At 71.6% G+C, this 26,990-nt stretch carries 20 protein-coding genes; 6 read left to right on the top strand and 14 right to left on the bottom strand.

What is annotated here, in order from left to right; genetic code table 11:
* Positions 1-8 precede the first annotated feature (8 nt).
* A complete protein-coding gene (locus LCN96_RS48400) occupies positions 9-938 on the top strand; it encodes an ABC transporter substrate-binding protein (RefSeq protein ID WP_225269143.1) in 930 nt (309 codons plus the stop codon).
* A gap of 40 nt (positions 939-978) precedes the next feature.
* Positions 979-1,467 carry a flavin reductase family protein gene (locus tag LCN96_RS48395; protein WP_225269142.1) on the top strand — a complete coding sequence of 163 codons (489 nt, stop codon included), beginning with the start codon at positions 979-981 and terminating at the stop codon, positions 1,465-1,467.
* A 51-nt stretch (positions 1,468-1,518) separates the two neighbouring features.
* Here the strand turns inward: LCN96_RS48395 and LCN96_RS48390 are convergent, their stop codons facing one another.
* From LCN96_RS48390 to LCN96_RS48380, 3 genes are all read right to left on the bottom strand, one after another.
* On the bottom strand, positions 1,519-2,967 hold the full coding sequence (locus tag LCN96_RS48390) for a sialidase family protein (RefSeq protein ID WP_225269141.1): 1,449 nt from the start codon (positions 2,965-2,967) through the stop codon (positions 1,519-1,521).
* 153 nt (positions 2,968-3,120) lie between these two features.
* Complete coding sequence (gene sppA / locus LCN96_RS48385) at positions 3,121-4,818, bottom strand: signal peptide peptidase SppA (RefSeq protein ID WP_225269140.1); 1,698 nt, start codon at positions 4,816-4,818, stop codon at positions 3,121-3,123.
* A gap of 79 nt (positions 4,819-4,897) precedes the next feature.
* Complete coding sequence (locus LCN96_RS48380) at positions 4,898-5,887, bottom strand: NAD(P)-dependent alcohol dehydrogenase (RefSeq protein WP_225269139.1); 990 nt, start codon at positions 5,885-5,887, stop codon at positions 4,898-4,900.
* A 160-nt stretch (positions 5,888-6,047) separates the two neighbouring features.
* Between LCN96_RS48380 and LCN96_RS48375 the strand changes: the two genes are divergently transcribed.
* Positions 6,048-6,698: a DUF2306 domain-containing protein gene (locus LCN96_RS48375; RefSeq protein WP_225269138.1), complete on the top strand. Its 651-nt coding sequence runs from the start codon at positions 6,048-6,050 to the stop codon at positions 6,696-6,698.
* 66 nt (positions 6,699-6,764) lie between these two features.
* Here LCN96_RS48375 and LCN96_RS48370 read toward each other — a convergent pair whose 3' ends face one another.
* From LCN96_RS48370 to LCN96_RS48360, 3 genes are read right to left on the bottom strand one after another with little or no spacing between them, the layout of a single operon-like run.
* Positions 6,765-7,475 (bottom strand): response regulator, encoded by a 711-nt coding sequence (locus LCN96_RS48370; protein ID WP_225269137.1) that lies wholly within the window; start codon positions 7,473-7,475, stop codon positions 6,765-6,767.
* Positions 7,472-8,620: a sensor histidine kinase gene (locus LCN96_RS48365; RefSeq protein ID WP_225269136.1), complete on the bottom strand. Its 1,149-nt coding sequence runs from the start codon at positions 8,618-8,620 to the stop codon at positions 7,472-7,474. The genes LCN96_RS48370 and LCN96_RS48365 overlap by 4 nt, the downstream gene beginning before the upstream one ends.
* A gap of 24 nt (positions 8,621-8,644) precedes the next feature.
* Positions 8,645-9,106, bottom strand: coding sequence for a MarR family winged helix-turn-helix transcriptional regulator (locus LCN96_RS48360; RefSeq protein WP_225269135.1), 462 nt, complete (start codon positions 9,104-9,106; stop codon positions 8,645-8,647).
* Between the two features lie 119 nt (positions 9,107-9,225).
* Here LCN96_RS48360 and LCN96_RS48355 point away from each other — a divergent pair, with 119 nt between their 5' ends.
* Together LCN96_RS48355 and LCN96_RS48350 are read left to right on the top strand one after the other, a co-directional pair.
* The gene (locus LCN96_RS48355) at positions 9,226-9,573 is read left to right on the top strand and encodes a DMT family transporter (protein ID WP_225269134.1); all 348 of its coding nucleotides are present in this window, start codon (positions 9,226-9,228) and stop codon (positions 9,571-9,573) included.
* A gap of 27 nt (positions 9,574-9,600) precedes the next feature.
* Positions 9,601-9,912, top strand: a complete 312-nt coding sequence (locus tag LCN96_RS48350) for a DMT family transporter (RefSeq protein ID WP_225269133.1) — start codon at positions 9,601-9,603, stop codon at positions 9,910-9,912.
* A gap of 20 nt (positions 9,913-9,932) precedes the next feature.
* Here the strand turns inward: LCN96_RS48350 and LCN96_RS48345 are convergent, their stop codons facing one another.
* From LCN96_RS48345 to LCN96_RS48325, 5 genes are all read right to left on the bottom strand, one after another.
* Positions 9,933-11,288 (bottom strand): S8 family peptidase, encoded by a 1,356-nt coding sequence (locus tag LCN96_RS48345; RefSeq protein WP_225269132.1) that lies wholly within the window; start codon positions 11,286-11,288, stop codon positions 9,933-9,935.
* 155 nt (positions 11,289-11,443) lie between these two features.
* Positions 11,444-12,835 (bottom strand): S8 family peptidase, encoded by a 1,392-nt coding sequence (locus LCN96_RS48340; RefSeq protein ID WP_225269131.1) that lies wholly within the window; start codon positions 12,833-12,835, stop codon positions 11,444-11,446.
* A 192-nt stretch (positions 12,836-13,027) separates the two neighbouring features.
* A complete protein-coding gene (locus LCN96_RS48335) occupies positions 13,028-15,007 on the bottom strand; it encodes a S8 family peptidase (protein ID WP_225269130.1) in 1,980 nt (659 codons plus the stop codon).
* A 97-nt stretch (positions 15,008-15,104) separates the two neighbouring features.
* Positions 15,105-17,267 (bottom strand): 1,4-alpha-glucan branching protein GlgB, encoded by a 2,163-nt coding sequence (gene glgB / locus LCN96_RS48330; RefSeq protein ID WP_225269129.1) that lies wholly within the window; start codon positions 17,265-17,267, stop codon positions 15,105-15,107.
* Between the two features lie 169 nt (positions 17,268-17,436).
* Positions 17,437-20,721, bottom strand: a complete 3,285-nt coding sequence (locus LCN96_RS48325; RefSeq protein WP_225269128.1) for a BTAD domain-containing putative transcriptional regulator — start codon at positions 20,719-20,721, stop codon at positions 17,437-17,439.
* Positions 20,722-20,811: 90 nt separating this feature from the next.
* On the opposite strand from LCN96_RS48325, the gene LCN96_RS48320 reads away from it, so the two are divergent.
* Entirely contained in the window at positions 20,812-21,663 is an 852-nt protein-coding gene (locus LCN96_RS48320) for an NAD(P)-dependent oxidoreductase (protein ID WP_225269127.1), read from the top strand.
* A gap of 62 nt (positions 21,664-21,725) precedes the next feature.
* Here the strand turns inward: LCN96_RS48320 and LCN96_RS48315 are convergent, their stop codons facing one another.
* The 3 genes from LCN96_RS48315 to LCN96_RS48305 all read right to left on the bottom strand — a co-directional run bounded on the left by LCN96_RS48315 (position 21,726) and on the right by LCN96_RS48305 (position 26,945).
* Positions 21,726-23,057, bottom strand: coding sequence for a maltokinase N-terminal cap-like domain-containing protein (locus LCN96_RS48315; protein WP_225269126.1), 1,332 nt, complete (start codon positions 23,055-23,057; stop codon positions 21,726-21,728).
* 3 nt (positions 23,058-23,060) lie between these two features.
* Positions 23,061-24,761, bottom strand: a complete 1,701-nt coding sequence (gene treS, locus LCN96_RS48310; protein ID WP_225269125.1) for a maltose alpha-D-glucosyltransferase — start codon at positions 24,759-24,761, stop codon at positions 23,061-23,063.
* Between the two features lie 72 nt (positions 24,762-24,833).
* Entirely contained in the window at positions 24,834-26,945 is a 2,112-nt protein-coding gene (locus LCN96_RS48305) for an alpha-1,4-glucan--maltose-1-phosphate maltosyltransferase (RefSeq protein ID WP_225269124.1), read from the bottom strand.
* Between the last annotated feature and the right edge of the window lie 45 nt (positions 26,946-26,990).

The raw sequence follows: 26,990 nt of genomic DNA, 5'->3' as shown, positions 1-26,990 counted from the left end.
AAAGCAAGATGAGACGCAAGTACGGCGTCGCCGGGGTGTTCCTCACGGCGATGCTCGCACTGGCCGCGTGCGGTGGCGGTGGCGGCGGCACCGGGGGCAACCCGCTCGACACGACGAGCGCCGCCCCCACCGGCTCGGCCTCGGCCGCAGGAGGCAAGGCCGTCATCGGCTCCTTCGACTTCGACGAGAGCGTGCTGCTCGCCTCCATCTACGCCCAGGCGCTGGAGGCCAAGGGCGTGCAGGTGGAGGAGAAGCCGCGCATCGGCAGCCGCGAGGTCGTCTACGACCAGGTCAAGAACGGCGGGCTGACGATCGTGCCCGAGTACAACGGCAACCTGCTCGCCTTCGTCGACCCGAAGGCCACCGCCGCGACCACCGACGAGGTGAACGCGGCGCTGAAGGAGAAGCTGCCGGCCGAGCTCGAGGTGCTCGACTCCTCGCCCGCCGAGGACAAGGACAGCCTCTCCGTCTCCAAGGACACCCAGACCAAGCAGTCGCTGAACACCATGGAGGACCTCGCCAAGGTCTCCAAGGACATGGTCGTCGGCGGCCCGCCCGAGTTCAAGAAGCGGTGGGAGGCGCGCTTCAAGGAGGTCTACGGCCTGGAGTTCAAGGAGTGGAAGCCCACCGGGCCGACCACCTCCGACGCGATCAAGGACGGCACGATCCAGGTCGGCAACGTCTTCACCACCGACCCGAAGATGGCCGCGAACAACCTCGTGGCGCTGCAGGACCCCAAGAACATCTTCCCCGCCCAGAACGTGACGCCGCTGCTGCACAAGGCCTCGGCCAGCGAGACGATCAGGACCACCCTGAACGGCATCTCGGCGAAGCTGACCACCGAGTCCCTGCTGCAGATGATGCAGAAGATCTCCGTCAACAAGGACGAGCCCGCGGTCGTGGCCAAGGACTGGCTGACCACCAACGGTCTCGGATGACCCCGGTCCTGCGGGCCCCCGGCCGCCGGGGGCCCGCGCGGTGAGTGAGCTGTTCACGGAGGCGATGGCGCAGCTCGCGGCCGGGGTCGCCGTCGTGACCGCGCGCGACGGGCGCGACGACCTCGGCACCACGGTGTCGGCGCTGACGTCCGTCTCGCTGGAGCCGCCGCTGGTGCTGGTCAGCCTGGCCGGCCGCGGCTACCTCACCGAGGTCCTGCTCCGGCAGGACCGCTGGGCCGCCTCCCTGCTGTCGTCGGGGCAGGCCGCCGTCGCCAGCCGCTTCGCCACCGCCGGCCGGCCCAGCGCGCGGCTGCTGGTGGCGGGCACCCCGCACCACCGGGGGGAGCACACCGAGGCGCTCGTGATCGAAGGCGGGGTGGCCGCGATCGAGGCCGAGACCACCAAGGTGGTGCCGGCCGGGGATCACACGATCTTCATCGCCGCCGTGCTGAACGTCGACTACGTGGAGCCTGCCCTGCAGCCCCTGGTACGGCTGCGCGGCCGCTACCGCTCGACGGCCACCCCCTGACCAGAGGGCCGGGGGCGGGGCCCGGTGTGGCCGGACCCCGCGCCCGCCTGCTCAGCCGGCGAAGATCGCGCTGTGCAGGTCCACCGGGTTGGCGGCGTCGTCGGTCGCGACGCCGTACACGGCCGTGAAGGTACTGCCGGTCGAGACCAGCCCCGTGTAGTCGCCGAGCAGGCGGCCGACGCTGGTCAGCGGCACCTTCCTGGTGTCGAACGGCCCCTCGACGTGCCGCTCCCGCCAGGCGCCCGGCTTGGTGCAGTCGCTCGCGCACGTGACGGCCCACAGGTCGGTGGGCAGGGTGGCGGGGTCGGGCGTGTTGTTGCGGAAGTCGTAGTAGGTGATCGCCACGGTGCCCGTCCTGGACGCGGCCACGACCGGCACGGCGGCCGAGCCCGTGGGCGTCCTGTCCACGCGGATCGGGCCTGACCACGTCTTCCCGCCGTCCGCCGAGCGCGAGTAGGCCACGTGGAAGGTGCCGTCGGGGTCCTGGCTCGGCCAGACGGCGTTGACCACCCGCGTGCCCGGCTGGGCCGCCAGCAGCGGCAGGGCGGCGTTGCGGATCGGGTCGCCGGAGTCGTCCGGGTCGGGGATGCGCGGGCCCACCGCGAGCGGGGCCGGCACGTTCAGCGTCGGCGCCGACCACGTCCTGCCGCCGTCGGTCGAGCGGATGACCTGCGTGGAGCCCTCGGTGATCGTCTCGTGGTGCATGCCGATCAGCAGGGTCCCGTCAGGGAGCGCCACGAGCTGGGTGCCGATGACGCCGCTGTTGACCGGTACGTCGTAGACCTTGCTCGTGGTCCAGGTACGCCCGTCATCGGTTGATTTGGCCAGGTAGACGGGCTGGACCCAGTTCGGCGTCGTACTGGTGGACTGGTCGTCGATGCGGTCCCACACCGCGTACACGACGCCGGGGCGGTACGGGTCGGCGGTCACCGACGGGCGGTCGTTGAAGAAGCGCACGTTGTCGTCGCGCTGCAGGGTGACCGGCGTGTCCCAGGTCCGGCCGCCGTCGCCGGAGCGGGAGACCAGGATGGCGGTGACGTCGCCGGCGCGCGACATCGACAGGGACGCCGCGACGGCCGCGCCGGACGGGGTGACCGTGACCCAGTGGTCGGTCGCCACGTCGTAGTCGCCGCCGTCGCAGCGGGAGAAGGCGGGCCGGTTCTTCGACTGCCGCCAGGTCAGGCCGCGGTCGTCCGACACGGCGACGCCCGTGCCGTTGCTGCCGTAGCGGTTCCAGCGGTCCTGCTGGAAGACCGTGACGAGGCGTTCTGGACGGTTCGGGTCCCGCGCCAGCATGGGCAGGACCTCGGTGCTCGGGTTCAGGGTGTAGCCGTCGGCGGGGGGCGGCCCGCAGTCGGTGGGCAGCGGGCTGACCCCCGAGACCTGCCGCACGACGGCGTTACCGGGAGCGCCGGTCTCGTCGGCGGCGGCGGGTTGGGTGACGGTGCAGGCCAGCAGAACGACGGCCGCGGGTAAAAGAGCCCTGGAAGGTCGGATCACGCGGGAAGATTACCGGGACAAGATCAGGTTCGTCCGGGAAACGCGCGAAAGACGGGTCTGACCTGGTGATCCTGAGTTGACCGGCTCCTCGACCGCGCGGCCGTCGAGCAGTCAGCGGGCGGTGCGCCGGCCGCCGACTGCCCGGCCGGGCGGTCAGCGGATGGTGTACCAGCCGGGCAGGATCAGCGGCCCCACGGCGGGCAGCCCCAGCTCGGCTGACAGCCGGGCGAGCGGCCCCCAGGCGTCCATCCGGATCCTGGCCAGCGCCGCCGACTTGTCCTCGCTGGAGTCGGGCCCGCGCAGGCGCTCCAGCGGGTTGAGCCGCGGGTACGTGCGCACCGGCGCGTCGTCGGCCAGACCGGCCCGCTTCCTGGCCATGGCCAGCGCGTCCTCCAGCCCGCCCAGCTCGTCCACCAGCCCGCTCGCCCGCGCGTCGGCGCCCGTCCAGACGCGGCCGCGGGCCAGCTCGTGCGTACGCTCGCGGGACAGGTCGCGGCTCTTGGCCACCTTGCCCACGAAGTCGTCGTAGATGCGGTCGAGCCAGGCGTTGATGCGCTCCCACTGCTCGGGCGAGAAGCCGCGCGAGGTGGAGAACATGCCCGCGTTGGCGCCCTCGGCCACCAGCTCGGAGTTGATCCCGGCCTTGTCCAGCAGCTCGGAGAAGACGGGCTTGCCGCCGTACACGCCGATCGAGCCGGTCAGCGTGCCCGGCTGGGCCACGATCACGTCGGCCGCCATCGAGATGAAGTAGCCGCCGGAGGCCGCCAGATCGCCCATGGACACGATCACCGGCTTGACCTTGCGGGTCAGCGTCACCTCGCGCCAGACCGTGTCGCTGGCCACGTAGGAGCCGCCGGGGCTGTCGACCCGGAGCACGACCGCCTTGATGTGCTCGTCCCGCCTGGCCGCGCGCAGCGCCGCGCTGATCGTGTCGGAGCCCATCGCGCCGCCCCCGCCGAGCGGGCTGCGGCCGCTGCGGCCGGTCCTGATCATGCCCATCGCGTGCACGAGCGCCACCCCGTCGGCCGTCGGGTGCGGCAGCTTGCGCACGGCCGCGCCCCTGGCGTAGCGGGAGACGTACAGCAGGTGGGCCTCCTCGCCGGCGGCCCGCTTGAGCTCGTCGTACACCTCGTCGCGGTAGGCCAGCCCGTCGACCAGCCCGGCCTCCTGCGCCTCCGAGGCGGTGAACGGGCCGCGGTCGATCAGCTCCCGCACCTTGCCCGGGTCCAGGCGGCGGCCGTCGGCGATGCCGGCGACCATGGTCTCGGTGACCGACTCGACGATGCGCGCCATGGACTCGCGGTGCGGCTCGGTCATGTGGTCCTGGGTGAAGGTGTTGGGCGCGGTCTTGTACTCGTGCCGCTGCCCCGCCTCGAACCCGACGCCCAGCTTGCCCAGCGCCCCCTTGACGAAGCGCTGCTCCATCGCCACCCCGGTCAGCCCGACGTCACCGCTGGGCTGCAGGTAGAGCCGCTCGAAGGCGGTGGCCAGGTAGTACGGCACCGTGCCGCCGCCGAACTCGCCGAACGTCTCGGAGAAGGCGACCGTCAGCTTGCCCGAGGCGCGGAAGTGGATCACGGCCTGGCGCAGCTCCTGCACCATGGCCAGGCCCAGCGGCTGCCCCCCGATCTTCACCACCAGCGCCTTGACCCTGGGGTCCTGCCTGGCCCGCTTGAGCCCGGACAGGACGTCGGCCAGGCGCGTCTTGCGCATGGACAGCACCGCGGCGAGCGGATCCGCCGGCGGGCCCTCGGTGAGGCCCTCTGTGAGGTCGAGCTCCAGGACGAGCGGGGCCGTGCGCCGCTGACGGAGCTTTCCGACGGTTTCGAAGATCGCCTTACCTGCGTCCATAGAAGCCACCCTAAGCGACACAATTCGAAATGGGCTGGGGCACCGTGCTCCCCGGAGCGTAACGGCGCGCCCGCCCCGGTCACACCCGAACGACGACCTTCCCGGGGGCCTGCCCCTCCTCCTGGTACCTGATCGCCGCCCGCAACTCCTCGAAGTCGTAGACCCGGTCCACCACCGGCGTGAGCCTGCCGTCCTCGACGAGCGCGGTCAGCTCCTCCAGGTTCCGCCGGTTGCCCGTGGTGCTGAGCACGTCCGTCAGCACCGCCTTCTGCGACACGAACGCCGAGGCGGCCAGGGTCGCGAAGACGTGCCCGGCGGGCTGCAGCCAGCGGCTGGCGGCGCCGCCGATCAGGACGCAGACGCCCCGGCGCGCCAGCACCCTGCGGCACTCGGAGAACGAGCGGTTGCCCGCGATGTAGAGCAGCACGTCGTAGACCTGGCCGCCGCGGGTGAAGTCCTCCTTCGTGCGGTCGATCACCTCGTCGGCGCCCAGCGAGCGCACCAGGTCCAGGTTGCGGGTGCTGCACACGCCCGTGACGTGCGCCCCGTACGCCTTGGCGAGCTGCACCGCGAACGTGCCCACGCCGCCCGAGGCGCCGTTGACGAGAACCCGACGGCCCGGCCGGACCCCGCCCTGGTCGCGCAGGGCCAGCAGGGCGGTGCAGGCGGCCAGCGGCACGGCCGCCGCCTCCTCGAACGACAGGCTCGCGGGCTTGGGCGCCAGCTCGGTCTCGGGAACGCACACGTACTCGGCGAACCCGCCGCCCTTGGCCACCATCGCGTACACCTCGTCGCCCGGCGCGAACCCCGTCACGCCCGGCCCGACCGCCGCCACCTCTCCCGCCACGTCCGCGCCCAGGATGGTGATCTTCGGCCGGCGCAGCCCCAGGGGGCCGGGCATGAGCCGGGAGATGAACGGCTCGCCGCGCATGAGGTGCCAGTCCGCCGGCTGGACGGACGCGGCGCGCACCCGTACCAGGACCTCGCCGGGGCCGGGGGCGGGCTGGTCGAGGTGCTTGAGCTCCAGGGCGTCGGGGGAGCCGTACGAGCTGAGAACGTAGGCCTTCATCACGAATCTCCTTCCGTGGGGTCGATGGGCCTCAGTGTGGGCGCGACCTGCGGGAAGGCGTAACGGTCGAAAGTACGACCCGCCGACTGGCCGATCGGCTCATCCAGGTCCGGCCGCCAGGGCGATGAGCAAGGGTGGCCCCGGCGGCCACCATCGGGGCATGTCCAACGACCTCACGGCCCCCAGGGCGAGCCGGCTCGTACCGGCGGGGCTGATCCTGCTCAGTCTCGTCCCCGTGCTGGCGGGCGGCGTCCGCCTCACCGAGCTGGCCGGCGGGGCCGAGATCACGGCGGCCAACAGCCGGTTCTTCGCCGCGCCCGGGCCGATCGTGGCGCACATCGTGGCCGTGTCCGTCTACAGCGTGGCGGGCGCGTTCCAGTTCGCGCCCCGGTTCAGGCGGCGCAGGCGCGGGTGGCACCGGGCCGCCGGGCGGGTGCTGGCCGGGCTCGGGATGGTGGCGGCGGCGTCGGGGTTGTGGATGACCGCCTTCGCCGAGCTGCCGCCCGGCGACGAGGGGCTGCTGTCGGTGTTCCGCTGGGTGGCGGGGACGGTCATGCTCGGCTCCCTCGTGCTCGGCTTCGCCGCCATCCGCCGCCGGGACGTGCGCCGCCACCGGGCCTGGATGATGCGCGCGTACGCCATGGGGCTCGGCGCGGGCACTCAGGCGCTGACGCAGGCGGTGTGGATCGCGGCCGCGGGCGAGCCCGATCACCTCACCCGGGCGCTGCTCCTGGGCGCGGGCTGGGCGATCAACGCCGTCGTGGCCGAGGCGATCATCCGCCGGCGGGGATGGCGGGTCAGCGCCGCCTGACGTGGGGACAGCCGGCCAGCGCTGCCTGTCAGTGCTGCCTGTCAGTGCTGCCCGTCAGTGCTGCCGTCAGTGCTGCTTGACGCGGTTCGTCTCGTACGCCCACATGGCGATCTCGACCCTGTTGCGCACGCCGAGCTTGGTCATCAGGCTCGCGACGTGGCTCTTGACCGTGCTCAGCGAGATGTGCAGCTCGGCGGCGATCTCGCTGTTGGTGCGCCCGCGCGCCACGGTGACCAGGATCTCCTCCTCCCGCTCGGTGAGCGGCTCGATCGGCTGGACGCGGGGCTGGGCGGGGCCGGTGCCGGCGAAGGCGGACAGCAGGCGGGCGGTGATGCTCGGGGCGATGAGCGCGTCGCCGCCCGCCGCGGCGCGGACCGCCTGGGCCAGCAGCTCGGGGCCCGCGTCCTTGAGCAGGAACCCGCGGGCGCCCGCCCTGAGCGCCGCGTAGACGTACTCGTCGAGGTCGAAGGTGGTGATGACGACCACGGCCATCGGGTCGGCCACGTCGGGCCCGGCCAGCAGGCGGGTGGCCTCGATGCCGTCGCGGTGCGGCATGCGGATGTCGAACAGGCACACGTCCGGCCGCAGCCGCCGGGCCAGCTCGACGGCGCGGTGCCCGTCGGCCGCCTCGCCGACGACCTCGATGCCGGGCTGGGCGTCCAGGATCATCCGCAGGCCGGTACGGGCGATCTCCTGGTCGTCGGCGACGAGCACCTGGATGGCTCCGCCGCGAGCGGGGCCGCCCGGGTCCGGGTGCTCAGCCGGCGCTGTGGTCATGGGGAGGCTCCCGTCCGGGGCAGTACGGCGGTCACGGTCCAGCCGCGACCGGGGTTGGGACCGGCTTCGCAGGTGCCGCCGAGCAGGCCGGCGCGCTCGATCATGCCGAGCAGCCCGTACCCGGGGACGGTGACGGGGCGGCCGGCGGTGCTGTCGCCGTCGTCGCTCACGCGCAGGCGCACGGAGGTGTCGTCGGCGGCCACGCTGACCTCGATCCGGGTGGCGTGCCGGGCGTGCCGCCTGGCGTTGGTGACCGACTCCTGGGCGATCCGGTAGATCGCGGCGCCGACGGAGGCGGGCACGCCGTCGAGGTTCCCGTCGAGCCGCACGTCCACGGCGGGACCGACGCGCGCCCGTCCGGCGAGCTGCCGGAGGTCGGTGAGGTGCGGGCTGGGCGCCAGCTCCGGCGTCGCAAGCCCGCGGTCGCGGCGCAGGACCCGCACCATGGTGCGCATCTCGGCGAGCGTGCGGGACGCCTCCGCCTCGATCACCCGCAACGCGTCCACGGCGGCGCCCGGGTCGGAGGCGGCGGTGGCGATGCCCGCCTGGGCCCTGATCGCCATCGCCGAGACGTGATGGGCGACGGTGTCGTGCAGGTCGCGGGCCAGTTGCTCGCGTTCGAGCAGCTTGACCTGGTCCAGCTCGCGCAGCCTGGCCCTGGCCCGGTAGCGGAAGGTGCCGCCCAGCGCGACCCCCGCGAACACGACGGCGTACGCGCCGCCGACGTCGGCCGCCCTGATGTGCCCGGTCACCACGGAGGCCAGCACGGCGACGGTGATCAGCAGCAGCCCCGCGGCGATCTCCCGGCCCGAACCCCAGCGGGACAACGCGTACAGCAGGATCACGATGTAGGCCGAGGAGGTCGTCTCGGCCGGGTCGGCGCCCGTGAGGAGCTGCACCAGCGTCGAGACCACGACGGGGACCGCCAGCGCGAGCAGCGGCCGGGCGCGGCGCCATAACAGCGTGGGCACCGTCACGATGGGGAAGATCACCGAGATGGGCCGCCACTGGAGGTCGGTGCGCAGCATGCCCTCCAGCACGGCGGCCACGACGAACAGGCCGACGAGCGCCCAGTCACGCCACACCCGGCGCGGCGCCTGGGGCGGACGGGGCTCGTCCCACCACGAGCGGAGGAGGCCCTGCACGCCATCATGGTACGAGAGCGGGCCTCATCCGGTCGCGGGTGAGCCCGCCAGCCTGCCGCCCAGGGCCGTGACCGCCGCGGCGAGCGCCGGGTCCGCCTGCCCCGCCTCCTCCAGCGCGCTCCGCAGCGTCTCCTCGTAGGTGTGGCCGGCCTCGGCGTGCCGGGCGCGGCCGGTCTCGGTGATGACCGTGTAGACGCCGCGCTTGTCGTCCGGGCACAGGTCCCGGTAGGTGAACTCCGCCGCGTTGAGCCGCGCCACCAGCCGGGTCACCGAGCTCTGGTTCAGCCCGAGCTTGTCGGCCAGCTCCTGCATGCGCAGCTCGCCGGTGGAGGAGGCGGCCAGGTGGCCGAGCGCGCGGTACTCCGACAGGCCGATGCCGTGCCGGCGCTGGAGCGCGGTGCCCAGCCTGCCCTCCACCCGGGCGTGCAGGAGCAGGACGTGGTGCCACGTCGAGGTGAGGCCGGGGACAGGTGGTGCGGCGGTCATGGGCTGCCCTCCAAGGGTCGATCACGAGAACCCGCTTGACAAGAAGATACATGTACATACATTCTCTTGCTCACCAACTACTTGCAAGTACATGCAAATTCCTGAGGAGTGAGTCGCCGATGGCCTGGATCTATCTGCTCATCGCCGCCGTGTTCGAAGTCGTCTTCGCGCTGGCCACCAATGCCACCGAGGGCTTCACCCAGTTGTGGCCGTCCCTGCTCACCGCCGGCGCGGCGGCCGGCGGGATCTTCTTCCTGAGCCTCGCGCTGAAGACGCTGGACGTCGGCGTGGGCTACACGGTGTGGACCGGCATCGGCTCGGTCGGCACCGTCGTGCTCGGCTCCGTGATCTTCGACGAGGAGATCACCATCTGGAAGGCGCTGGCCTTCGTCCTGATCATCGGCGGTGTGCTCGGGCTCAAGCTCGCCGACCGCCTGCCCTCGACCCGTCCCTCCGCCACCGTCTGACCCTGAGGAAACGTCATCATGGCCTGGATGTATCTCTCGATCGCGATCGTCTTCGAGATCGGCTTCGCCCTCGGCACCAACGCCACCAAGGGCTTCACCCGGCTCTGGCCGTCGGTCTTCACCCTGCTGTCGGCCGCCGGCGGCATCTTCACCCTCAGCCTCGCGCTCAGGACCCTGGACGTCGGCGTCGGCTACACCATCTGGACGGGCGTCGGCTCCATCGGCACGGTCGTGCTCGGCGCGCTCATCTACAAGGAGAAGATCACCCCCGCCAAGCTGGGCTCGTTCGCCGCGATCATCGGCGGGGTCGTCCTGCTGAAGATCGCGGCGGGTGTCTGAGCGTGCCTCGGGCGGGCGGCCTACCCCTTGCGCAGGGCGGACCAGACGTCGATGCGCGGCGTCGTCACCTCCGCCCCCGCGCTCGGGTACGTGATCGGCTCGCCCGTCCGCCGCAGGGCGGTGAGCAGCCGCTCCACCGTGGCGTGCTTGCGCTGCTGGCGCAGCAGCGCGAACGCGCCCGCGACGTGCGGGGCCGCCATGGAGGTGCCGTTCAGCGTGGCGTACGTGTTACCCGCGATGGCCGCCTTGATGGCGACGCCGGGGGCGTACAGGTCGAGCAGGGTGCCCCGGTTGGAGAAGCTCGCCACCGCGTCCTGCTTGTCCGTGGCGCCCACGGTCACCGCGCCGGAGACGCAGGCCGGCCACGACACCGCCGCCTCGAAGCCGTTGTTGCCCGAGGCGATCACGGTGGCGGTGCCCTTGGCCAGGAGCTTGTCCGCCTCGGCCTTGAAGTCGGCGCCGTCGCCCTCGTCGCAGGCCGTGTCGTACTGGCCGCCGCCCAGGCTCAGGTTCACCGAGGCGATGTTGTACTGGTCGGCCAGCAGGTCGGCGTAGGCCATGCCGGTCAGGATGGCGGAGTCGTAGGCCAGGATGCAGACCGGGCGGCCCGCGCAGTACGGCGAGTTGTCGAAGCGGCTGAACACCTGCACCGGAATGATCCTGGCCTTGGGGGCGACGCCGTCGGCGGGGAACTCGGCCGTGCGCCGGCCGGCGGCGATGCCGGCCACGTGCGTGCCGTGGTAGCACAGGCCGTACTGCGGCTGCGGGGCGCCCGTCATGCACGCCGCCGTCTCGGCGTTCGCGGCCCCGTCACCGATCTGGTACTGGCTGCCGTTCGGGCACAGCGGCGTGGAGCCGTCCACCGCGTCGGCGCCCGAGAAGCAGGCCTGGGCCACGATGCGGTCGCCGAAGGCGGGGTGGTCGTTGTCGATGCCGGAGTCGAGGATCGCCACGGCGGTGCCCTTGCCGGTGTAGCCGGCGCGGTGCGCCCTGTCGGCGCCGATCAGCGGGATGCTCTCCACCAGCGCGGGCTCGTTGAGCTTGTCCTTGCGGATCGAGACCACGTCCGACTGCTGGGCGATCTGCTCCAGCTCGGCGCGGGTGCCGCGGTAGACGAAGAAGTCGAGCTTGGCGGCGAGCTCGGCGGGCGGCGCCGCGTCGACGTTCCGCCTGTCCCGCTTGACCGCCTCGGCGCTGGACTGCGCGGCCGCGACCTGGGCGGGCTGGTGGACGCGGACGATCGCGCGGTGCTCGCCGCCCGCCGTGATCGCGGGGTCGATCTTGGTGTCCGGGTCGGCGAGAGCGGGTGTGGCCACCAGCGCTGCCGAGGTGGCGGCTAAGGCGATGGCGCCGGCCAGCAGAGACGAGAGTCTCAACTGCTCCTCCGGGGGTTCGGGGGGTTGTTTATCACAGAAGTGTAGTAATCGGACAACTGATGTCAGAGAGGGCAGTGGGTTCCGTTATGACTTCTTGTTCTGCTTTCTCCGGACAGCAGAAGGGGCCGGGAGATCCCGGCCCCTTCGCGAGGTGATCAGATGCCGGGGTTGACCGGGGCCTGGGTGGTCGCGGTGGCCCGTTCCATGTCGATCCGGGACTTGATCACCGTCGTCCCCGACGAGTCGAAGGTGATCTGCGTGCCGGTGTTCTGCAGCCGCTGCAGGCTCTGCGCCACCGTGAACTCCGGGAACGCCTGCCGCATCAGCGCGAACGCCCCCGCCACGTGCGGCGCGGCCATCGAGGTGCCCGCCTTCTGCCCGTACGCGTCGTCCGGCACCGCGGAGTTGACGGCCACGCCCGGCGCGAACAGGTCGAGCAGCTGGCCGCGGTTGGTGAAGGGCGCCAGCGCGTCGGCGTCGTCCGTGGCCCCCGTCGCCACGGCCGTGGAGATGCAGGCGGGCGAGGAGACGGCGTTCGGCAGGCCGGCGTTGCCCGCCGCGACCACCGGGGCCACCCCGAGGCCCACCAGCGCGTCGAACTCCGGCTTGACCGCCGCGGCGGTCGCGTCGGTGTCGCACGCCTCGGTGTAGCCGCGGGCGCCGCCCAGGCTCATGTTCACCGACGCGATGTTGTACGTCCTGACCACCCGCGTCACGTACTCCAGCGCCAGCTTCTGATCGGAGGTGTAGCTGAGGAAGCACGGCGCGGTCGAACCGCCGATCGCGCAGGTCAGCGGGTTGTCGATGCGGCTGAACACCTGGATCGGCAACAACCGGGCCTCGGGCGCGACGCCGTTGGCAGGCGCGCCGGTGACCATCTTGCCGGCGGCGATGCCCGCCACGTGCGAGCCGTGGGAGCAGGCGTTCTGGCCGTTGACCGTGCACTGCGGGATCTCGACGTTGGCCGCGCCCGGGCCCGTCTGGCTGGGCTGGTTGTTCGGGCAGAGCGAGACGGCGCCGTCCCGGCCCGAGGACGAGGAGAAGCACGCCTCGTCCGCGAGCCGGCCCGTGAAGAACGGGTGGTCGCTGTCGATCCCCGTGTCGAGCACGGCGACGGTGGTGCCCGTGCCGTTCCAGCCTGCCGCGTTCGCCTGGACGGAGCGGATCCTGGCGGTGCTGGAGTCCAGCAGCGGCATGCTCAGCTCGTCCTTGTAGACGGACTGGACGCGGGAATCCTGCTTGAGCTTCTCCAGCGTCGCGCCGTCGAGCTCGGCGACGAAGAAGTTGGGCGACTCCGCCGCCTCCAGCACCCGGCTGCCCTCCGACGCCTGCTCCAGGTCGGCGGCCACGGCCTCGACGCTCTGACCTGGCTTGAGCTGGATGATGGAGCGAACCGCGCTCTTCTCCTGGATCTCCGTGACGAGCGCGGGGCTGATGATCGGGTCACCGGTGTCGGTGGTGTCGGCTTGCAGAGCCGGACCGGCGCAGAGCGCACCGGACGTCATGGCCAGCGTCGTCGCGCCGACCAGCAGAGACCGTAGCCTCACTTTTCCTCCCGAGGCTGGAGCCGTGAAGCGTTTGCGGCTCCCGGCTGCGTACGACCGCTTACATCCCCACGTGCGACAAGTGTGATGTCAGTGACGTATGTAACCCGAATAAACGATGGAGGCGTTTTTGCTTTTATGCGACACAAGCGAAAAGGCCGGTCGCAAGTGACCGGCCTTTTTCAGGAAATGCTGTTATTTGACGGTTTTGAGGATGTTGCTGGTGGCCTTCTTCAGCGCCGCCGCGCTCGGCTTGCTGCTCAGCCTGACCTGCTCGGCCGCCGTCAGCGCCGTCGTGCCGTTCGTGCCGTGCGCCCAGTTCAGCCAGGCCGCCAGCAGCGCGCTGTCCAGCTTTGCCTTGCGGGTCTTGGGGCTCTTCAGCACCCGGTACGCCTTGCCCAGCGACGAGGCCTTCGTCAGCTCGGGGAACACCTTGCTCGACTTGCCGACCAGCTTCAGGTAGCAGCCGAGCGTCTCGTCGGAGATCGTGCCGCTCGACCGGTGCAGCTCCACGGCCCACTTCTTGGCCGTCAGCTTCTGCGCGGCCGTGCCCCGGGTGCAGACCGCGGCCACCGGCTTGGCCGTCTCCGTCACGGTCACCGTGACCGTCACCGTCGGTAGCGGGACCGGGGTGGAGGACGACGAAGGCGTGGGCTCGGGCTCCGCCGGGTCGTCGGGCTCGGGCGTGGGGCCGCTGCTGTCGCTGGGGTCGGGCTCGGGGGTGACGTCGTCCCCGACAGGGGACGGGCTCTGGGTGACGGGCGGCTGGACGGCCGCGCCGGTCAGGGCCGCCGCCAGGTCCAGGCGCGGGGTGGTGACCTGGGTGCCGGCGACGTCGTAGACGTACGGCCGGCCGGTGGTCTTCAGCGTCTCGATCAGCTCGCCCATCGGCTTGTCCGGCGCTGCGGCCTTCATCAGCGCCAGCGCGCCGGCCACGTGCGGGGTCGCCATCGAGGTGCCGCTGTAGGCCACCGTGGTGTTGTCGGGCACCGACGACTCGATGTCCACGCCCGGCGCGAACAGGTCGAGCAGCGGGCCCCTGTTGGACCAGTCGGCGATGACGTCGGAGTTGTCGTTGGCGCCGACGGCCACCGCCGTGGACACGCAGGCCGGATGGGCGGTGCCCTCGTAGTACTCGTTGCCCGCCGCCACCACGGTCGCGATGCCCTTGGTCAGCAGCGCGTCGAACTTCTCCTTGAAGATCGCGCCTTCCTCGGTGGCGTCGCAGCTCGCGTCGTACAACATGCCGCCGAGGCTCATGTTCACCGCCGCGATGGGCTGGTTCAGGCTCGCCACGTAGTCGAGGGCCTGGCGCAGCGACGACTCGTAGGCCACCAGGCACGCCGGCTCGCCGCAGCTGTCCTCGTCGTTGAGCCGGCTGAAGACCTGCACCGCCACGATGCTCGCGCCCGGGGCGACCCCGCCGGTGCCGGCCGCGATGCCCGCGACGTGGGAGCCGTGGTCGCACAGGTTCACGCCGTCGAGCAGGCAGTTGGGGGTGGTCGCGTCCGCCGCGTTGCCGTCCCGCTGCTCGTTCATGCCGTTGGGGCAGAGCGAGACGACGCCGCTGTCCTCCGTGGCCGAGAAGCACGCCTGGGCCACGATGCGGCCCTGGAACCACGGGTGGTCCACGTCGATGCCGGTGTCGAGCACGGCCACCGCCTGCCCGGCCCCGGTCCTGCCGCCGGCGTGCACCTTGTCGGCGCCGATCAGGGACAGGCTCGGGGCCACCTCGGCCGGCGTGTACGTCCTGTCGCGGCGGATGGCGGCGACCCGCGGGTCCTCGGCCAGCTTGGCCAGCTCCTCGGCGGTGCCCTCCACGACCATGAAGTTCTGGCTCTGCGGCTGCAGCACCACGTCCACGCTCTCGGCCGCGGCCTGGGTGGCCACGGGGGCGGTCTCCGCGGGGCTGGTCAGCTCGACGATGGCGCGCTCGGTGCCACCGTCCACGCCTAAGCCGTCCTCGACCTTGTCACCGGGAGTTTCCGGCTGCGCGGAAGGGGTCTCCTCCGCTGGGGGCTGCTCCGCCGGGGGTTGCTCGGCCGGAGGTTGCTCCGTCGGGGTCTGCGTCACGCCCGGCGCGGGCGTCGGCACCGGATCCTCCGCGTAGGCGGGACCCGAAAGCGGCAGCAGGGCCAGGGCGATCGTGCTGACGATCAGGGGGCGGAATCGCACGCGTCCTCCGAGGGGGATGATCTCGGAGTTTAGGGCGATTTGCCCCAGAGGCACAGGCCCCCGGGGCGTTTCTCACCGAACTTTCAGCGGCTGCACCTCAATCGTTCAGCCGGTTCCCCTGGTGGGTGAGCCACACCGCGCCCAGCGGCGGCACGCGCAGCGTCGTGGAGTACGGCAGCCCGTGCCACGGCTCGTCGACCGCCTCCACCGCCCCGAGGTTGCCCACGCCGCTGCCCCAGTAGTCGTAGGCGTCGGTGTTGACGGCCTCCACCCACTGGCCCCCGTACGGCAGGCCGAGCCGATAGGTCTCGTACGGCCCGCCGCTGAAGTTCACCACGCACGCCACCGCCGACCCGTCCTCGGCGAAGCGCACGAACGACAGCGTGTTGCCCGGGGCGTCGTCGGCGTCGATCCACCGGAAGCCCTCGGGCCTGGAGTCCTGCTGCCACAGCGCCGGGGTCTCGCGGTAGAGCCGGTTGAGGTCGCGCACCAGCCGCTGCACGCCCTGGTGCCCGTCGAACTCCAGCACCCACCAGTCGAGCCCGCGGCTCTCCGACCACTCCGAGCCCTGGCCGAACTCGCCGCCCATGAACAGCAGCTGCTTGCCCGGATGCGCCCACATGAACGCCAGCAACGCCCGCAGCTGGGCGAACCGCTGCCACTCGTCACCCGGCATCTTGCCGAGCAGCGAGCCCTTGCCGTGCACGACCTCGTCGTGCGACAGCGGCAGCACGTAGTTCTCCGAATAGGCGTACAGCAGCGAGAACGTCATCTCGTGATGGTGGTACTGGCGGAAGATCGGCTCGTGGCCCAGGTACTTGAGCGTGTCGTGCATCCACCCCATGTTCCACTTGAACCCGAAGCCCAGGCCGCCCAGGTGCACCGGGCGCGAGACGCCGGGCCAGGCCGTGGACTCCTCGGCCACGGTCGAGATGCCGGGCGCCTCCCGGTAGCAGACGGAGTTCATCTCCTTGAGGAACTCCACCGCGTCGAGGTTCTCCCTGCCGCCGTACACGTTGGGCGTCCACTCGCCCTCGCGGCGCGAGTAGTCGAGGTAGAGCATCGAGGCCACCGCGTCCACCCGCAGCCCGTCGATGTGGAACTCCTTCAGCCAGAACAGCGCGTTGGCCACCAGGAAGTTGCGCACCTCCCTGCGGCCGAAGTCGAAGACGTAGGTGCCCCAGTCGGGGTGCTCGCCCCTGCCCGGGTCGGCGTGCTCGTACAGCGGCGTGCCGTCGAAGCGGGCCAGCGCCCAGTCGTCCATCGGGAAGTGCGCAGGCACCCAGTCGAGCAGCACGCCGATGCCGCGCTGGTGCATGCGGTCCACGAAGTGGCGGAACTCGTCGGGCGTGCCGAACCTGGCCGTCGGCGCGTAGTAGGAGGTCACCTGGTAGCCCCACGACCCGCCGAACGGGTGCTCGGCCACCGGCAGCAGCTCCACGTGGGTGAAGCCGAGGTCGGCGACGTACTCGGAGAGCTGCTCGGCCAGCTCCACGTACGACAGGCCCGGCCGCCACGACCCCAGGTGCACCTCGTAGATGCTCATCGGGCCGCTCTGCTGCTGCCGCTCGCGCCGCTCGACCAGCCAGGCGTCGTCCTGCCAGCTGTAGTCGGACTTGTCGATCACCGAGGCCGTCATCGGCGGCACCTCGGTCCGCCTGGCCATCGGGTCGGCCTTGTCGCGCCACACACCGTCGGCGCCCAGGATCTGGTACTTGTACCGCTGGCCCGCCTGCAGCCCCGGCACGAACAGCTCCCACACGCCCGACCGGCCCAGCGACCGCATCGGGTAGGCGACGCCGTCCCAGTGGTTGAAGTCACCGACGACCCTGATGCCGCGCGCGTTCGGCGCCCAGACGGCGAACGCCGTGCCCTGGACGTCCTCGTGCTCCATCACGCGCGCGCCGAGCACCTCCCACAGCCGCTCGTGCCGGCCCTCGCCGATCAGGTGCAGGTCCACCTCGCCGAGCGTGGGCCAGTGCCGGTACGGGTCGCGCACCTCGTACGGCTCCGCGCCGGCGTACTTGACGCTCAGCGTGTAGGCGGGCACCTTGTCCAGCCCCGGGACCGTGACCTCGAAGACCCCGTGGGCCTGATGTTTCATGTCATGGGCAGAGCCGTCCTCCAGCACCACCCGCACGCGTTCGGCGAGCGGCCGCAACGTGCGGAAGACCACCCCACCGGGCGCCGGGTGTGCTCCGAGCACGGAGTGGGGATCGTGGTGCGCGCCGCCCGCCAGGCGGTCGAGCTCTGTCCTCATCGGCATGCTCCCAACACTGCCTCATGATGACCCGTCCATCACAGGCACTGCCCGCTTTCACCGGGACAATCACGGGAAGTGCGAAAAACAGTGGTGTTCTTGGGTTTAGGGGATTGCTCTGACCATACCCGTGACGGTGTTTTCGTCCAGGCAGGGCAACGCGATGGGGCTACCGGCCGCGCTCCTGTGAGGGGAGAGAACCGTCCTCCTCCAGCGGGAGAACCGAGCCGGCGGCCAGGGCCGCCGCGAGCGCGTCCGGGCCCAGCGCCCGGCGCACCGCCGCCGTGATCCGATCGACGTCGCCGCGCTCGCCCGGCGGCAGCGGCGCGCCCACCGACTCCCTGAGCGCGGCGGCCCTGCCCAGCAGCCGTGCGGCCGCGTCGGCCCGGCCGTCCAGGGCCAGCGCGCCCGCCAGGCCCTCCAGCGCCAGCGCGGTGGCGCGCGGGTCGCCCATCTTGCGGGCCACCGCGAGCCCCCGGCGCTGCAGCTCCAGCGCCTGCGCGGCGTCGCCGCGCTGTTCGGCCACGAACCCCAGCTCGGCCAGGATCAGCGCCGCGCCCGGGTCGCCCGCCACGTCCTCGACCCAGCCCAGCCAGGCCCGCAACCGCCGCTCAGCCTCGTCCAGCCGGCCCTGCCGGCGCGCGCTCAGCGCCAGGCCCAGCTCGGCGAACTCCTCGGCCGGGCGGTTCGACTGCGCCGCCGCCAGCCGCCTGGCCCGCTCGTGGAAGTCGTCGGCCCGTACGTGGTCGCCCGTCAGCAGGGCGATCCGGCCCAGCCGCGACAGCGCATCGGACACCGAGCTCCACAGCCCCAGCTCCTCGGCCATGGCCAGCACCTCCAGGCGCAGCTCGGTGGCCCGGCCGTAGTCGCCGGTGATCTCGGCCAGCGTGCCGAGGCTCTCCGTCGCGCGCAGCTCGCCCCACCGGTCGCCGGCCTTCCTGAACAGGGCCAGCCCCCGCTCCGCGCTGTCCCGCAGCGCCGCCAGGTCGCCGCGCATGGCGGCGTGCCGGCCCAGCAGGATGAGCGCGGCGGCCGTGCCCCAGTCGTCGCCGAGCCGCCGGAACTCCGCCAGCGCCGTCTCCGCCAGCTCGCCGCTCGCCGACAGGTCCTCGTAGCCGAACAGGGCGAACGCGGCGAACCACCGCGCCCGGGCCCGCGCCAGCGGGTCCTCCACGCGCTCGAACAGCGTGGTGTCCAGCGGGACGAGGTGACCCGCCAGCATTTCGAACCCGGCCCGCCACACCCGCGCCCGCGCGGTGGCCGGATCGTCCTGTGCCGCCACGGACTGTGCCGCCACGGACTGTGCCGCCACGGACTGTGCCGCCACGGACTGTGCCGCCACGGACTGTGTCGCCACGGACTGTGCCGCCACGGACTGTGCCGCCACGGACTGTGCCGCCACGGACGGTGCCGCCACGGACTGTGCCGCCACGGACTGGGCCGCCACGGACGGTGCCGCCACGGACGGTGCCGCCACGGACAGGGCCGACTCCAGGGCGCGGCGGGCCTCGCCCAGCCTGCCGCGCAGCACCCAGTACCAGGCCAGGTTGTTCACCAGGGTCAGCGCCTGGCCCGCCGACTTGGTGCGTACCGCCGTGTCCAGGGCCGTCCTCAGGTCGGCGGCCTCGGCGTCGAGCCGGGCGAGCGCGTGACGCTGGCCCGGCCCGCGCAGCTCCGGCTCCAGGCGTTCGGCGAGGGCGGCGTAGTGGCGCAGGTGCCTGAGCCGCACCTCGTCCAGCTCGCCCGCCTCCCGCAGCCGCTCCTGGCAGTACGCGGCCACCGACTCCAGCAACCGGAACCTGGGCCCCGCCGCCCGCACCACCAGGGAGCGGTCCACCAGGCGGGCCAGCAGGTCGAGCACGTCCAGGCCGGGCTCGGCGCAGACGTCCTCGGCCGCCTCCAGCGTGCAGCCGTCGGCGTGCACGGCCAGGCGCCGCAGCACCACCCGCTCGCCGTCCGTCAGCAGCTCCCAGCTCCAGTCGATCATCGCGCGCAGCGTGCGCTGCCGGGCGGGCGCGCCGCGCAGGCCGGAGGCGAGCAGCCGGAAGCGGTCGTCCAGGCGGTCGGCGAGCTGCCTGGGGGTCAGCGTGCGCATCCGCGTGGCGGCCAGCTCCAGGGCCAGGGGGAGGCCGTCCAGCCGCTCGCAGATCTCCGCCACGTCGTCGTCGGGCTCGATCCCGGCCCGCGCGGCGAACAGCGCCACCGCCGCCTCCCGCGTCAGCGGCGGCACGCTCCACAGGGCCTCGCCCTCGACCCGCAGCGACTCCTGGCTGGTGGCCAGCACCCGCAGGCCGGGGGCTGCGCGCAGGAGGCGGGCGGTCAGCGTGGCCACCTGCTCGACCACGTGCTCGCAGTTGTCCAGCACCAGCAGCGTGGGCCGGGCCGCCAGGGCGGCGGGCAGGCGGTCCATGATGCGGCCCGGCGCGTCGTCCCGCAGGCCCAGCACGGCCGCGATCGCCTCGGCCACCTCCACGACCCGCGCCCCGGCCGGCAACGCGGCCAGCTCCACCAGCCACACCCCGCCGCCGCTGAAGGACGCGTCCGGTGCCGTTTCGGCGGCGGCCAGGGCGAGGCGGGTCTTGCCGACGCCGCCCGGGCCCGTGAGCGTGACCAGCCGGTTGGCGCGCAGCAGCGCGCGCACCTCGGTCACCGCCTCGTCGCGGCCGACCAGCTCAGTCAGCGGGGCCGGCAGGTTGGTCACGGGCCGCGCGGCGGGTGCCTCCAGGGCCGGGTCCTGCTCCAGGATCGCCTGGTGCAGCGCCACCAGCTCGGGCCCCGGGTCCAGCCCCAGCTCACCGGCCAGCCGCCGCCGCAGGTCGGCGTAGCTCGACAGCGCCTCCCCTTGCCGCCCGGCCCGGTACAGGGCCCGGATGTGCGCCGCCCGCAACCGTTCGCGCAGCGGGTGCTCGGCCACCGCGTCGGCCAGCTCGGCGGCGAGCGGCCCGTGCTCGCCGAGCCCGAGCCGCGTCTCGGCCAGCTCCTCCACGGCCACCAGCCGCTGCTCATCCAGCCGCGCCACCGCCGCTCTGGCCCACGGCTCGTCGGCGAACTCGGCGTACGCGCCGCCCCGCCACAACCCGAGCGCCTCGCGCAGCAGCGCCGCCCGCGCCTCCGGCTCGCCGGTGCGCCGGGCGCGCAGGAGCAGCGCCTCGAACCGCCCGGCGTCCACGGACTCCGGCTCGGCCCGCAGCACGTACCCCGGCGCCCGGTGGGCCACCAGCTCCCGATCGCCCAGCACCCGCCGCAGCTGGGACACCTTCACCCGCAGGGCAGCCGCGGGGTCGGCGGGCGGCCGGTCACCCCACAGGTCCTCGATCAGCCGGTCGGCGGAGACCGTCCGCCCCGCCTGGATCAGCAGCCCGGCCAGCAGCGCCCTGACCTTGACCTCGGGCACCTGGACCGGCCGCCCGTCCGGCGCCCACACCGCGAGCGGGCCCAGCACCCCGTACCGCATCCGCCCCCCATAACGAATTCAGAACCCGACCATAACCGCCCGCGAGCAGCCTGGACGCACAGACATCCTCACCTCCTAAGGAACAGCGAAATGTCGGAGAACATCTCCGTGCTCGGTCTCGGACTCATGGGCACCGCGCTCGCCGAGAGCCTCCTGGCCGCCGGGCACCAGGTCACGGTCTGGAACCGGACGCCCGCCAAGGCCGAGCCCCTGCTCGCCAAGGGCGCCAAGCAGGCGGCCACCCCCGGGGAGGCCGTGGCGGCGAGCCCGCTGGTGATCGTGTGCCTGCTCGACTACCCGTCCGTGACGGCCACGCTGGAGGGCACGCCACTGGCGGGCAAGGTCGTCGCCAACCTGACCACCGGCCGCCCCGCCGAGGCCCGCGAGCTGGCGGCCTGGGTGGCGGGCCACGGCGGCGAGTACGTGGACGGCGGCATCATGGCCGTCCCGCAGATGATCGCCAAGCCGGGTGCGCTCATCCTCTACAGCGGCTCCGAGCCGGCCTTCGACCGGTACGAAGGGGCGCTGGCCGCCATGGCCGAGGCCCGCTACACCGGCGCCGATCCCGGCATGGCCCCGCTGCTCGACCTGGCCATGCTGACCGGCATGTACGGCCAGATCGCCGGCCTGCTGGAGGCCGCCGCGCTGGTCAGGTCGGCCGGTTACCCGCTCACGGAGTTCGTGCCGTCGCTGCTGGTGCCGTGGCTGAACGCGATGGCCGCGCAGCAGCCCCTGTGGGCCGAGAAGATGGAGTCGGGCGACCACAGCACCGAGGTCTCCAACCTGGAGATCAACCGGGCGGGCGTGGAGAACCTGGTGCGGACGTTCCGCGAGCAGGGGGTCAAGCCGGACCTGCTGCTGCCGCTGAAGGCCGTCATCGACCAGCGCACCGCCCGCGGGCTGGGGCACGAAGGGCTGTCCGGGCTGATCGAGGAGCTCTAGGCGGATCGAGGGGCTCCAGGCTGATCGAGGGGCTCCAGGCGGATCGAGGGGCTCCAGCCTGATCAGGTGGAGCGGGGCCGGAAGGCGGCGAGCGGGATCGGGATCCAGGAGGGCCGGTTGCGGGCCTCGTACACGACCTCGTAGACCGCCTTCGACAGCTCGAAGGCCCGCAGCAGCGCCGCGTCCGCCGGGGAGATGACGCCGCCGCCCTCGGTGTAGCCGTCGAGGAAGGCGGCCCGGTTGCGGTCGGCCCACTCCTGGGCCCTGGGCTCCAGCTCGTCGGTGTCGGGACGGCCGGCCAGCAGGTGCCTGGCCGCGTAGTCGAACGAGCGCAGCATGCCCGCCACGTCCCGCAGCGGCGAGTACAGCGCCCGCCGCTCGGCCAGCGGCTGCCCGGGCTCACCCTCGAAGTCGAGGATGATCCAGTCCGTGGGCGTGCGCATCACCTGCCCGAGGTGGTAGTCACCGTGAACGCGTTGCACAGGCACCTCGTTGGTGAGCAGTTCCACCTGGTGGTAGGCCTCCTCGATGGCGCTCACATGCTCGCGCAGCTCGGGCACCTCGGCCACGGCCCGGCCGAGCCGCCGCCTGAAGCCCTCGGCCATGCGCTTGATCTCGTGGGTCTCCACCACCCCCGTGGGGAAGGCGGCGGCCAGCTCGTGGTGCACGCGGGCGGTGGCGGCGCCCAGCCGCAGCGCCTCGGCCGCGAAGTCGCCGCCCGCCTCCGCCGCCGGCAGCTCGGGCAGCGAGGCGTACAGGTCGCGCACGCTGGCCAGGGCGAGGTCCCAGCCGTCGTTGGCCGGCGTCAGGAACTCCTGCATGATCGCGAGCGTGGTGCCGGTGCCGTCGAGGTCGGTCTCGATCCACCCGTACGGCTGCGCGATGTGCGGCGCGTCCCTGGCGGCCAGGGCGGTGATGATCTCCAGCTCGGGGTTCAGGCCGGGGATGAGCCGGCGGAAGAGCTTGCAGATGTAGGCGTCCCCGTACACCAGCGAGGTGTTGGACTGCTCCGCGCCGAGCACCAGGCTGCGCGGGGAGGTGTCGATGGTGACGCCGGGCACGTGCCGCATGCGCAGGCCGCTGCGGGTCTCGTCGTGGGCCATGCCGTCGAGCAGCCAGCGGGTGCGCTCGCAGTCGTGCACGGCGTCGTAGAGGTGGCGGTCGCCGATGGTGCCGATGAGGGCGTGGTTGAGCCGGTCGGGCAGCGTGTCGCGCTCGCCCAGCAGGACCTGGTAGCGGTCGCGCGAGCCCTCCTGCCAGACGGCGACGATCAGGTGCCGCAGCCCGGGTGTCAGCTCGACGTCCGAGTCGATCGACAGTTCGTCGATCGGGCGCCCCTTGCCGCCGAACCAACGTTGGCGGCTGATCCATGCGGCAAGGAGCTCGTCAAGCACGGCTTACTCCTCCTGGGTGATGGCCGGCGGGAGTGTGAACCAATAGAACCCATGCCCGGGAAGCGTCAAAAGATACGGAAGTTCGCCAATTGCCGGGAATGGTACGCCTCCCATGGTTTCCACGGGGGAGACGCCGACAAACCTCCGCAGGTCGAGCTCGACCGGCTGCGGGAAGCGTGACAGGTTGTTCACGCACAGCATCCGGTCGTCGCCCAGCTCCCTGACGAACGCGAGCACGCTGGGGTTGGAGGAGTTCAGCTCCGCGTAGCCGCCCAGCCCGAAGACGGGGTGCCGCTTGCGGATCTCGATCATGCGGCGGGTCCAGTGCAGCAGCGAGCCCGCGTTCTTCTGCTGGGCCTCGACGTTGATCGCCTGGTAGCCGTAGATGGGGTCCATGATCACCGGCAGGTAGAGCCGGCCGGGGTCGCAGTCGGAGAAGCCCGCGTTGCGGTCGGGGTCCCACTGCATGGGGGTGCGCACGCCGTCGCGGTCGCCGAGCCAGATGTTGTCGCCCATGCCGATCTCGTCGCCGTAGTAGAGCACGGGGGAGCCGGGCAGCGACAGGAGCAGGGCGGTGAACAGCTCGATCTGGTTGCGGTCGTTCTCCAGCAGGGGCGCCAGGCGGCGGCGGATGCCGACGTTGGCCCGCATGCGGGGGTCCTTGGCGTACTCGGTGTACATGTAGTCGCGCTCTTCGTCCGTGACCATCTCGAGCGTCAGCTCGTCGTGGTTGCGCAGGAAGATGCCCCACTGGCAGTGCTCGGGGATCTTCGGGGTCTGCGCGAGGATCTCGGAGATGGGGTAGCGCGACTCCCTGCGTACGGCCATGAAGATGCGCGGCATCAGCGGGAAGTGGAAGGCCATGTGGCACTCGTCGCCGCCGCCGACCGGGTCGCCGAAGTACTCCACGACGTCCGAGGGCCACTGGTTCGCCTCGGCCAGCAGCACCCGGTCGGGGTAGAGCCGGTCCACCTCGGCCCTGATGGCCTTGAGGTACTCGTGCGTCCTGGGCAGGTTCTCGCAGTTGGTGCCCTCCTCCTCGAAGAGGTACGGCACCGCGTCCAGCCGGAACCCGTCGATGCCGAGGTCCAGCCAGAACCGCAGGACCTCCAGCATCGCCTCCTGCACATCCGGGTTCTCGTAGTTGAGGTCCGGCTGGTGGTGGAAGAAGCGGTGCCAGTAGTACTGGCCGCGGACCGGGTCGTAGGTCCAGTTGGAGGTCTCGGTGTCGATGAAGATGATCCGGGCGTCCTGGTACTTCTCATCGGTGGACGACCAGACGTAGAAGTCGCCGAACGGGCCCTCCGGGTCGTGCCGGGAGGCCTGGAACCACGGGTGGGCGTCGCTGGTGTGGTTCATGACGAGGTCGGCGATGACGCGCATGCCGCGTTTGTGGGCCTCGTCCACCAATTTCACGAAATCTCCGAGATCGCCGAACTCGGGAAGGATCTTCATGAAGTCCGCGATGTCGTAGCCGCCGTCACGCAGCGGCGACTCGTACAGGGGCAGCAGCCAGAGACAGTCGACACCCAGCCATTGCAGGTAGTCGAGCTTGCTGATGAGCCCTCTGACGTCACCGGTCCCGTCGCCGTTGGAATCGGCGAACCCGCGGATCAGGACCTCGTAGAAAACCGCGCGCTTGTACCAGTAAGGATCGCGTGGCTTTTCCTCGTCAAAGGTGTTGGGAATGGGTGTGGAGCTCATGAGCCGCCTCGCAGGAGGCTCATGAGGGAGGCGCTGTCACACACGTTGAAGACTCCCCGCTGAATTCAGTTTCTACCGTGGCGCGGCTCGTACGGTGAGAATATGGGCAGGCTGGATGTGAGGGTCGAGGCGCACGTAGTTGCTCTGCCGCCAGCGGTACGACTCGCCCGACAGCTCGTCGTCCACGACGAACTCTGCGTTCCAGTCGAGGCCGAGAGCGGGCAGGTCAAGATCGACCGTTGCCTCGTGGGTGTGGTGCGGATCAAGGTTGATGACCGCCAGAACGACGTCGCCCAGCCCGTGCCTTCGTGTGGCCGTGTCATAGGCGCCCGGGAGTCGTTTGGAGAAGCAGACGATGTCCGCCTGGTCGACCCTGTGGAACCGTAGATTACGCAATTCCTGAAGCGCCGGATGCGCTCTTCGGAACAAATTCAGATGCGTGATGAAGGGAGCCAGGCTCCGCCCCTCACGTTCAGCCGCAGCCCAGTCGCGCGGTTTGTATTGATATTTCTCACTATCCAGGTATTCCTCGCTGCCCGGGCGTACCGGGACATTTTCCGTGAGTTCGTACCCTGAATAGACGCCCCAGGTGGGCGAGGCGAGCGCCGCCAGGACGGCCCTGATCTTGAACGCGGGCACGCCGCCGTGCTGCAGGAACTCGTGCAGGATGTCCGGCGTGTTGACGAACAGGTTCGGCCGCAGGTAGCAGGAGGTCTCGTGGGCGAGCTCGGTCAGATAGGTCTCCACATCGGGCTTCGAGTTCTTCCAGGTGTAATACGTATATGACTGGTGATAGCCGGTCTTGGCGAGGGTGCGCATCATCGCCGGCCGGGTGAACGCCTCCGCCAGGAAGAGCACGTCCGGATCGGTGCGGTGGATGTCGGCCAGCAGCCGCTCCCAGAAGGCCACCGGCTTGGTGTGCGGGTTGTCGACCCGGAAGATGCGCACCCCGTGGTCCATCCAGTGCCGCAGCACCCGCTTGACCTCGGTGTAGATGCCCTCCGGGTCCTTGTCGAAGTTGATCGGGTAGATGTCCTGGTACTTCTTCGGCGGGTTCTCCGCGTACGCGATGGACCCGTCCGCCCTGACCGTGAACCACTCGGGGTGCTCCTTGACCCACGGGTGGTCGGGGGAGCACTGCAGGGCGAAGTCGAGCGCGACCTCCATGCCGAGCTCCCTGGCCCGGCCGACGAATGCCTCGAAGTCCTCGATGGTGCCCAGCTCCGGGTGGATGGCGTCGTGGCCGCCGTCCTCCGACCCGATGGCCCACGGCGAGCCCGGCTCGTCGGGCTCGGGGCTGAGCGTGTTGTTGCGTCCCTTGCGGAACGTGGTGCCGATCGGGTGGATGGGCGGCAGGTAGACGACGTCGAAGCCCATCTTGGCGATGGCGGGCAGCCGCTTGGCGGCCGTCTGGAACGTGCCCGACTTCGAGACCCCGCGCTCGCTGACCACCGCGCCCTCGGACCGGGGGAAGAACTCGTACCAGGAGCCGTAGAGCGCCCGGCGCCGGTCCACCCTGATCTTGTGGGACTTCGACCTGGTCACCAGCTCGCGGAGCGGGTGGGCCTCAAGCAGCGCGGCCGTCTCGGGCAGCTGGGCGATCGACAGCCGGGCCCGCGGGTCGAGGTTCTCGTCACGCAGCGTGGCCGAGATCGACAGCAGGGCCGCGCGGTGGCCGCAGGCGGTGTCGCCGTTGCCGTTCTGCTTGCGGGCGCCGCTCTGCCCGGCAGGACCACTCTGCGGCGAAGTGTTACTGCCGGCCGCCGGCGTGCCGTTGGGGCAGTCGGCGGCGCGCACGGCCTTGGCGGCACGCTCGAACAGCCGCGCGCCCTCCTCGCACATGAGATCGACGTCCATGCCGCGCGGGATCTTGATCTCGGCGTCATGCAGCCAGGTGCTGATCGGGTCGCTCCACGCCTCCACGCGGAACAGCCAGTCACCCTCGGCGGGCAGGCACACGTCCACGCCCCACCGGTCGGTGCCGGGGGCGAGTTCGCGCATGGGTTTCAGGCGGCCTCGCCGGCCGTCGGGCGCGGTGAGCACCACGCCTGACGCCACCGCGTCATGGCCCTCTCTGAACACGGTCGCCGAGACCTGGAAGGTCTCGCCGGCGACCGCTTTGGCGGGCCACTGCCCGCAGTCGACGACGGGGGAGATGTCCGTGATGGGAATTCGTCCGATCATCGCATTCGAGAGTTTGCGGCGGCACTCCCGGTGCCGCCGGAGGCT

This window comes from Nonomuraea gerenzanensis, from assembly GCF_020215645.1.
In the GTDB taxonomy this organism is placed as follows: Bacteria; Actinomycetota; Actinomycetes; order Streptosporangiales; family Streptosporangiaceae; genus Nonomuraea; species Nonomuraea gerenzanensis.
Note: the sequence above shows the minus strand (reverse complement) of the source record. Positions and strands in the feature narration are given on the sequence as shown.

Excerpts from the sequence above, each read along its gene's own strand:
- LCN96_RS48360 (WP_225269135.1), bottom strand. The coding sequence starts at position 9,106 with ATGACCGCCGCACCACCTGTCCCCGGCCTCACCTCGACGTGGCACCAC.
- LCN96_RS48350 (WP_225269133.1), top strand. The coding sequence starts at position 9,601 with ATGTATCTCTCGATCGCGATCGTCTTCGAGATCGGCTTCGCCCTCGGC.
- LCN96_RS48325 (WP_225269128.1), bottom strand. The coding sequence starts at position 20,721 with ATGCGGTACGGGGTGCTGGGCCCGCTCGCGGTGTGGGCGCCGGACGGG.
- LCN96_RS48305 (WP_225269124.1), bottom strand. The coding sequence starts at position 26,945 with ATGATCGGACGAATTCCCATCACGGACATCTCCCCCGTCGTCGACTGC.
- glgB (WP_225269129.1), bottom strand. The coding sequence starts at position 17,267 with ATGAGGACAGAGCTCGACCGCCTGGCGGGCGGCGCGCACCACGATCCC.
- LCN96_RS48355 (WP_225269134.1), top strand. The coding sequence starts at position 9,226 with ATGGCCTGGATCTATCTGCTCATCGCCGCCGTGTTCGAAGTCGTCTTC.
- LCN96_RS48320 (WP_225269127.1), top strand. The coding sequence starts at position 20,812 with ATGTCGGAGAACATCTCCGTGCTCGGTCTCGGACTCATGGGCACCGCG.
- LCN96_RS48375 (WP_225269138.1), top strand. The coding sequence starts at position 6,048 with ATGTCCAACGACCTCACGGCCCCCAGGGCGAGCCGGCTCGTACCGGCG.
- LCN96_RS48370 (WP_225269137.1), bottom strand. The coding sequence starts at position 7,475 with ATGACCACAGCGCCGGCTGAGCACCCGGACCCGGGCGGCCCCGCTCGC.
- sppA (WP_225269140.1), bottom strand. The coding sequence starts at position 4,818 with ATGGACGCAGGTAAGGCGATCTTCGAAACCGTCGGAAAGCTCCGTCAG.
- LCN96_RS48380 (WP_225269139.1), bottom strand. The coding sequence starts at position 5,887 with ATGAAGGCCTACGTTCTCAGCTCGTACGGCTCCCCCGACGCCCTGGAG.
- treS (WP_225269125.1), bottom strand. The coding sequence starts at position 24,761 with ATGAGCTCCACACCCATTCCCAACACCTTTGACGAGGAAAAGCCACGC.
- LCN96_RS48400 (WP_225269143.1), top strand. The coding sequence starts at position 9 with ATGAGACGCAAGTACGGCGTCGCCGGGGTGTTCCTCACGGCGATGCTC.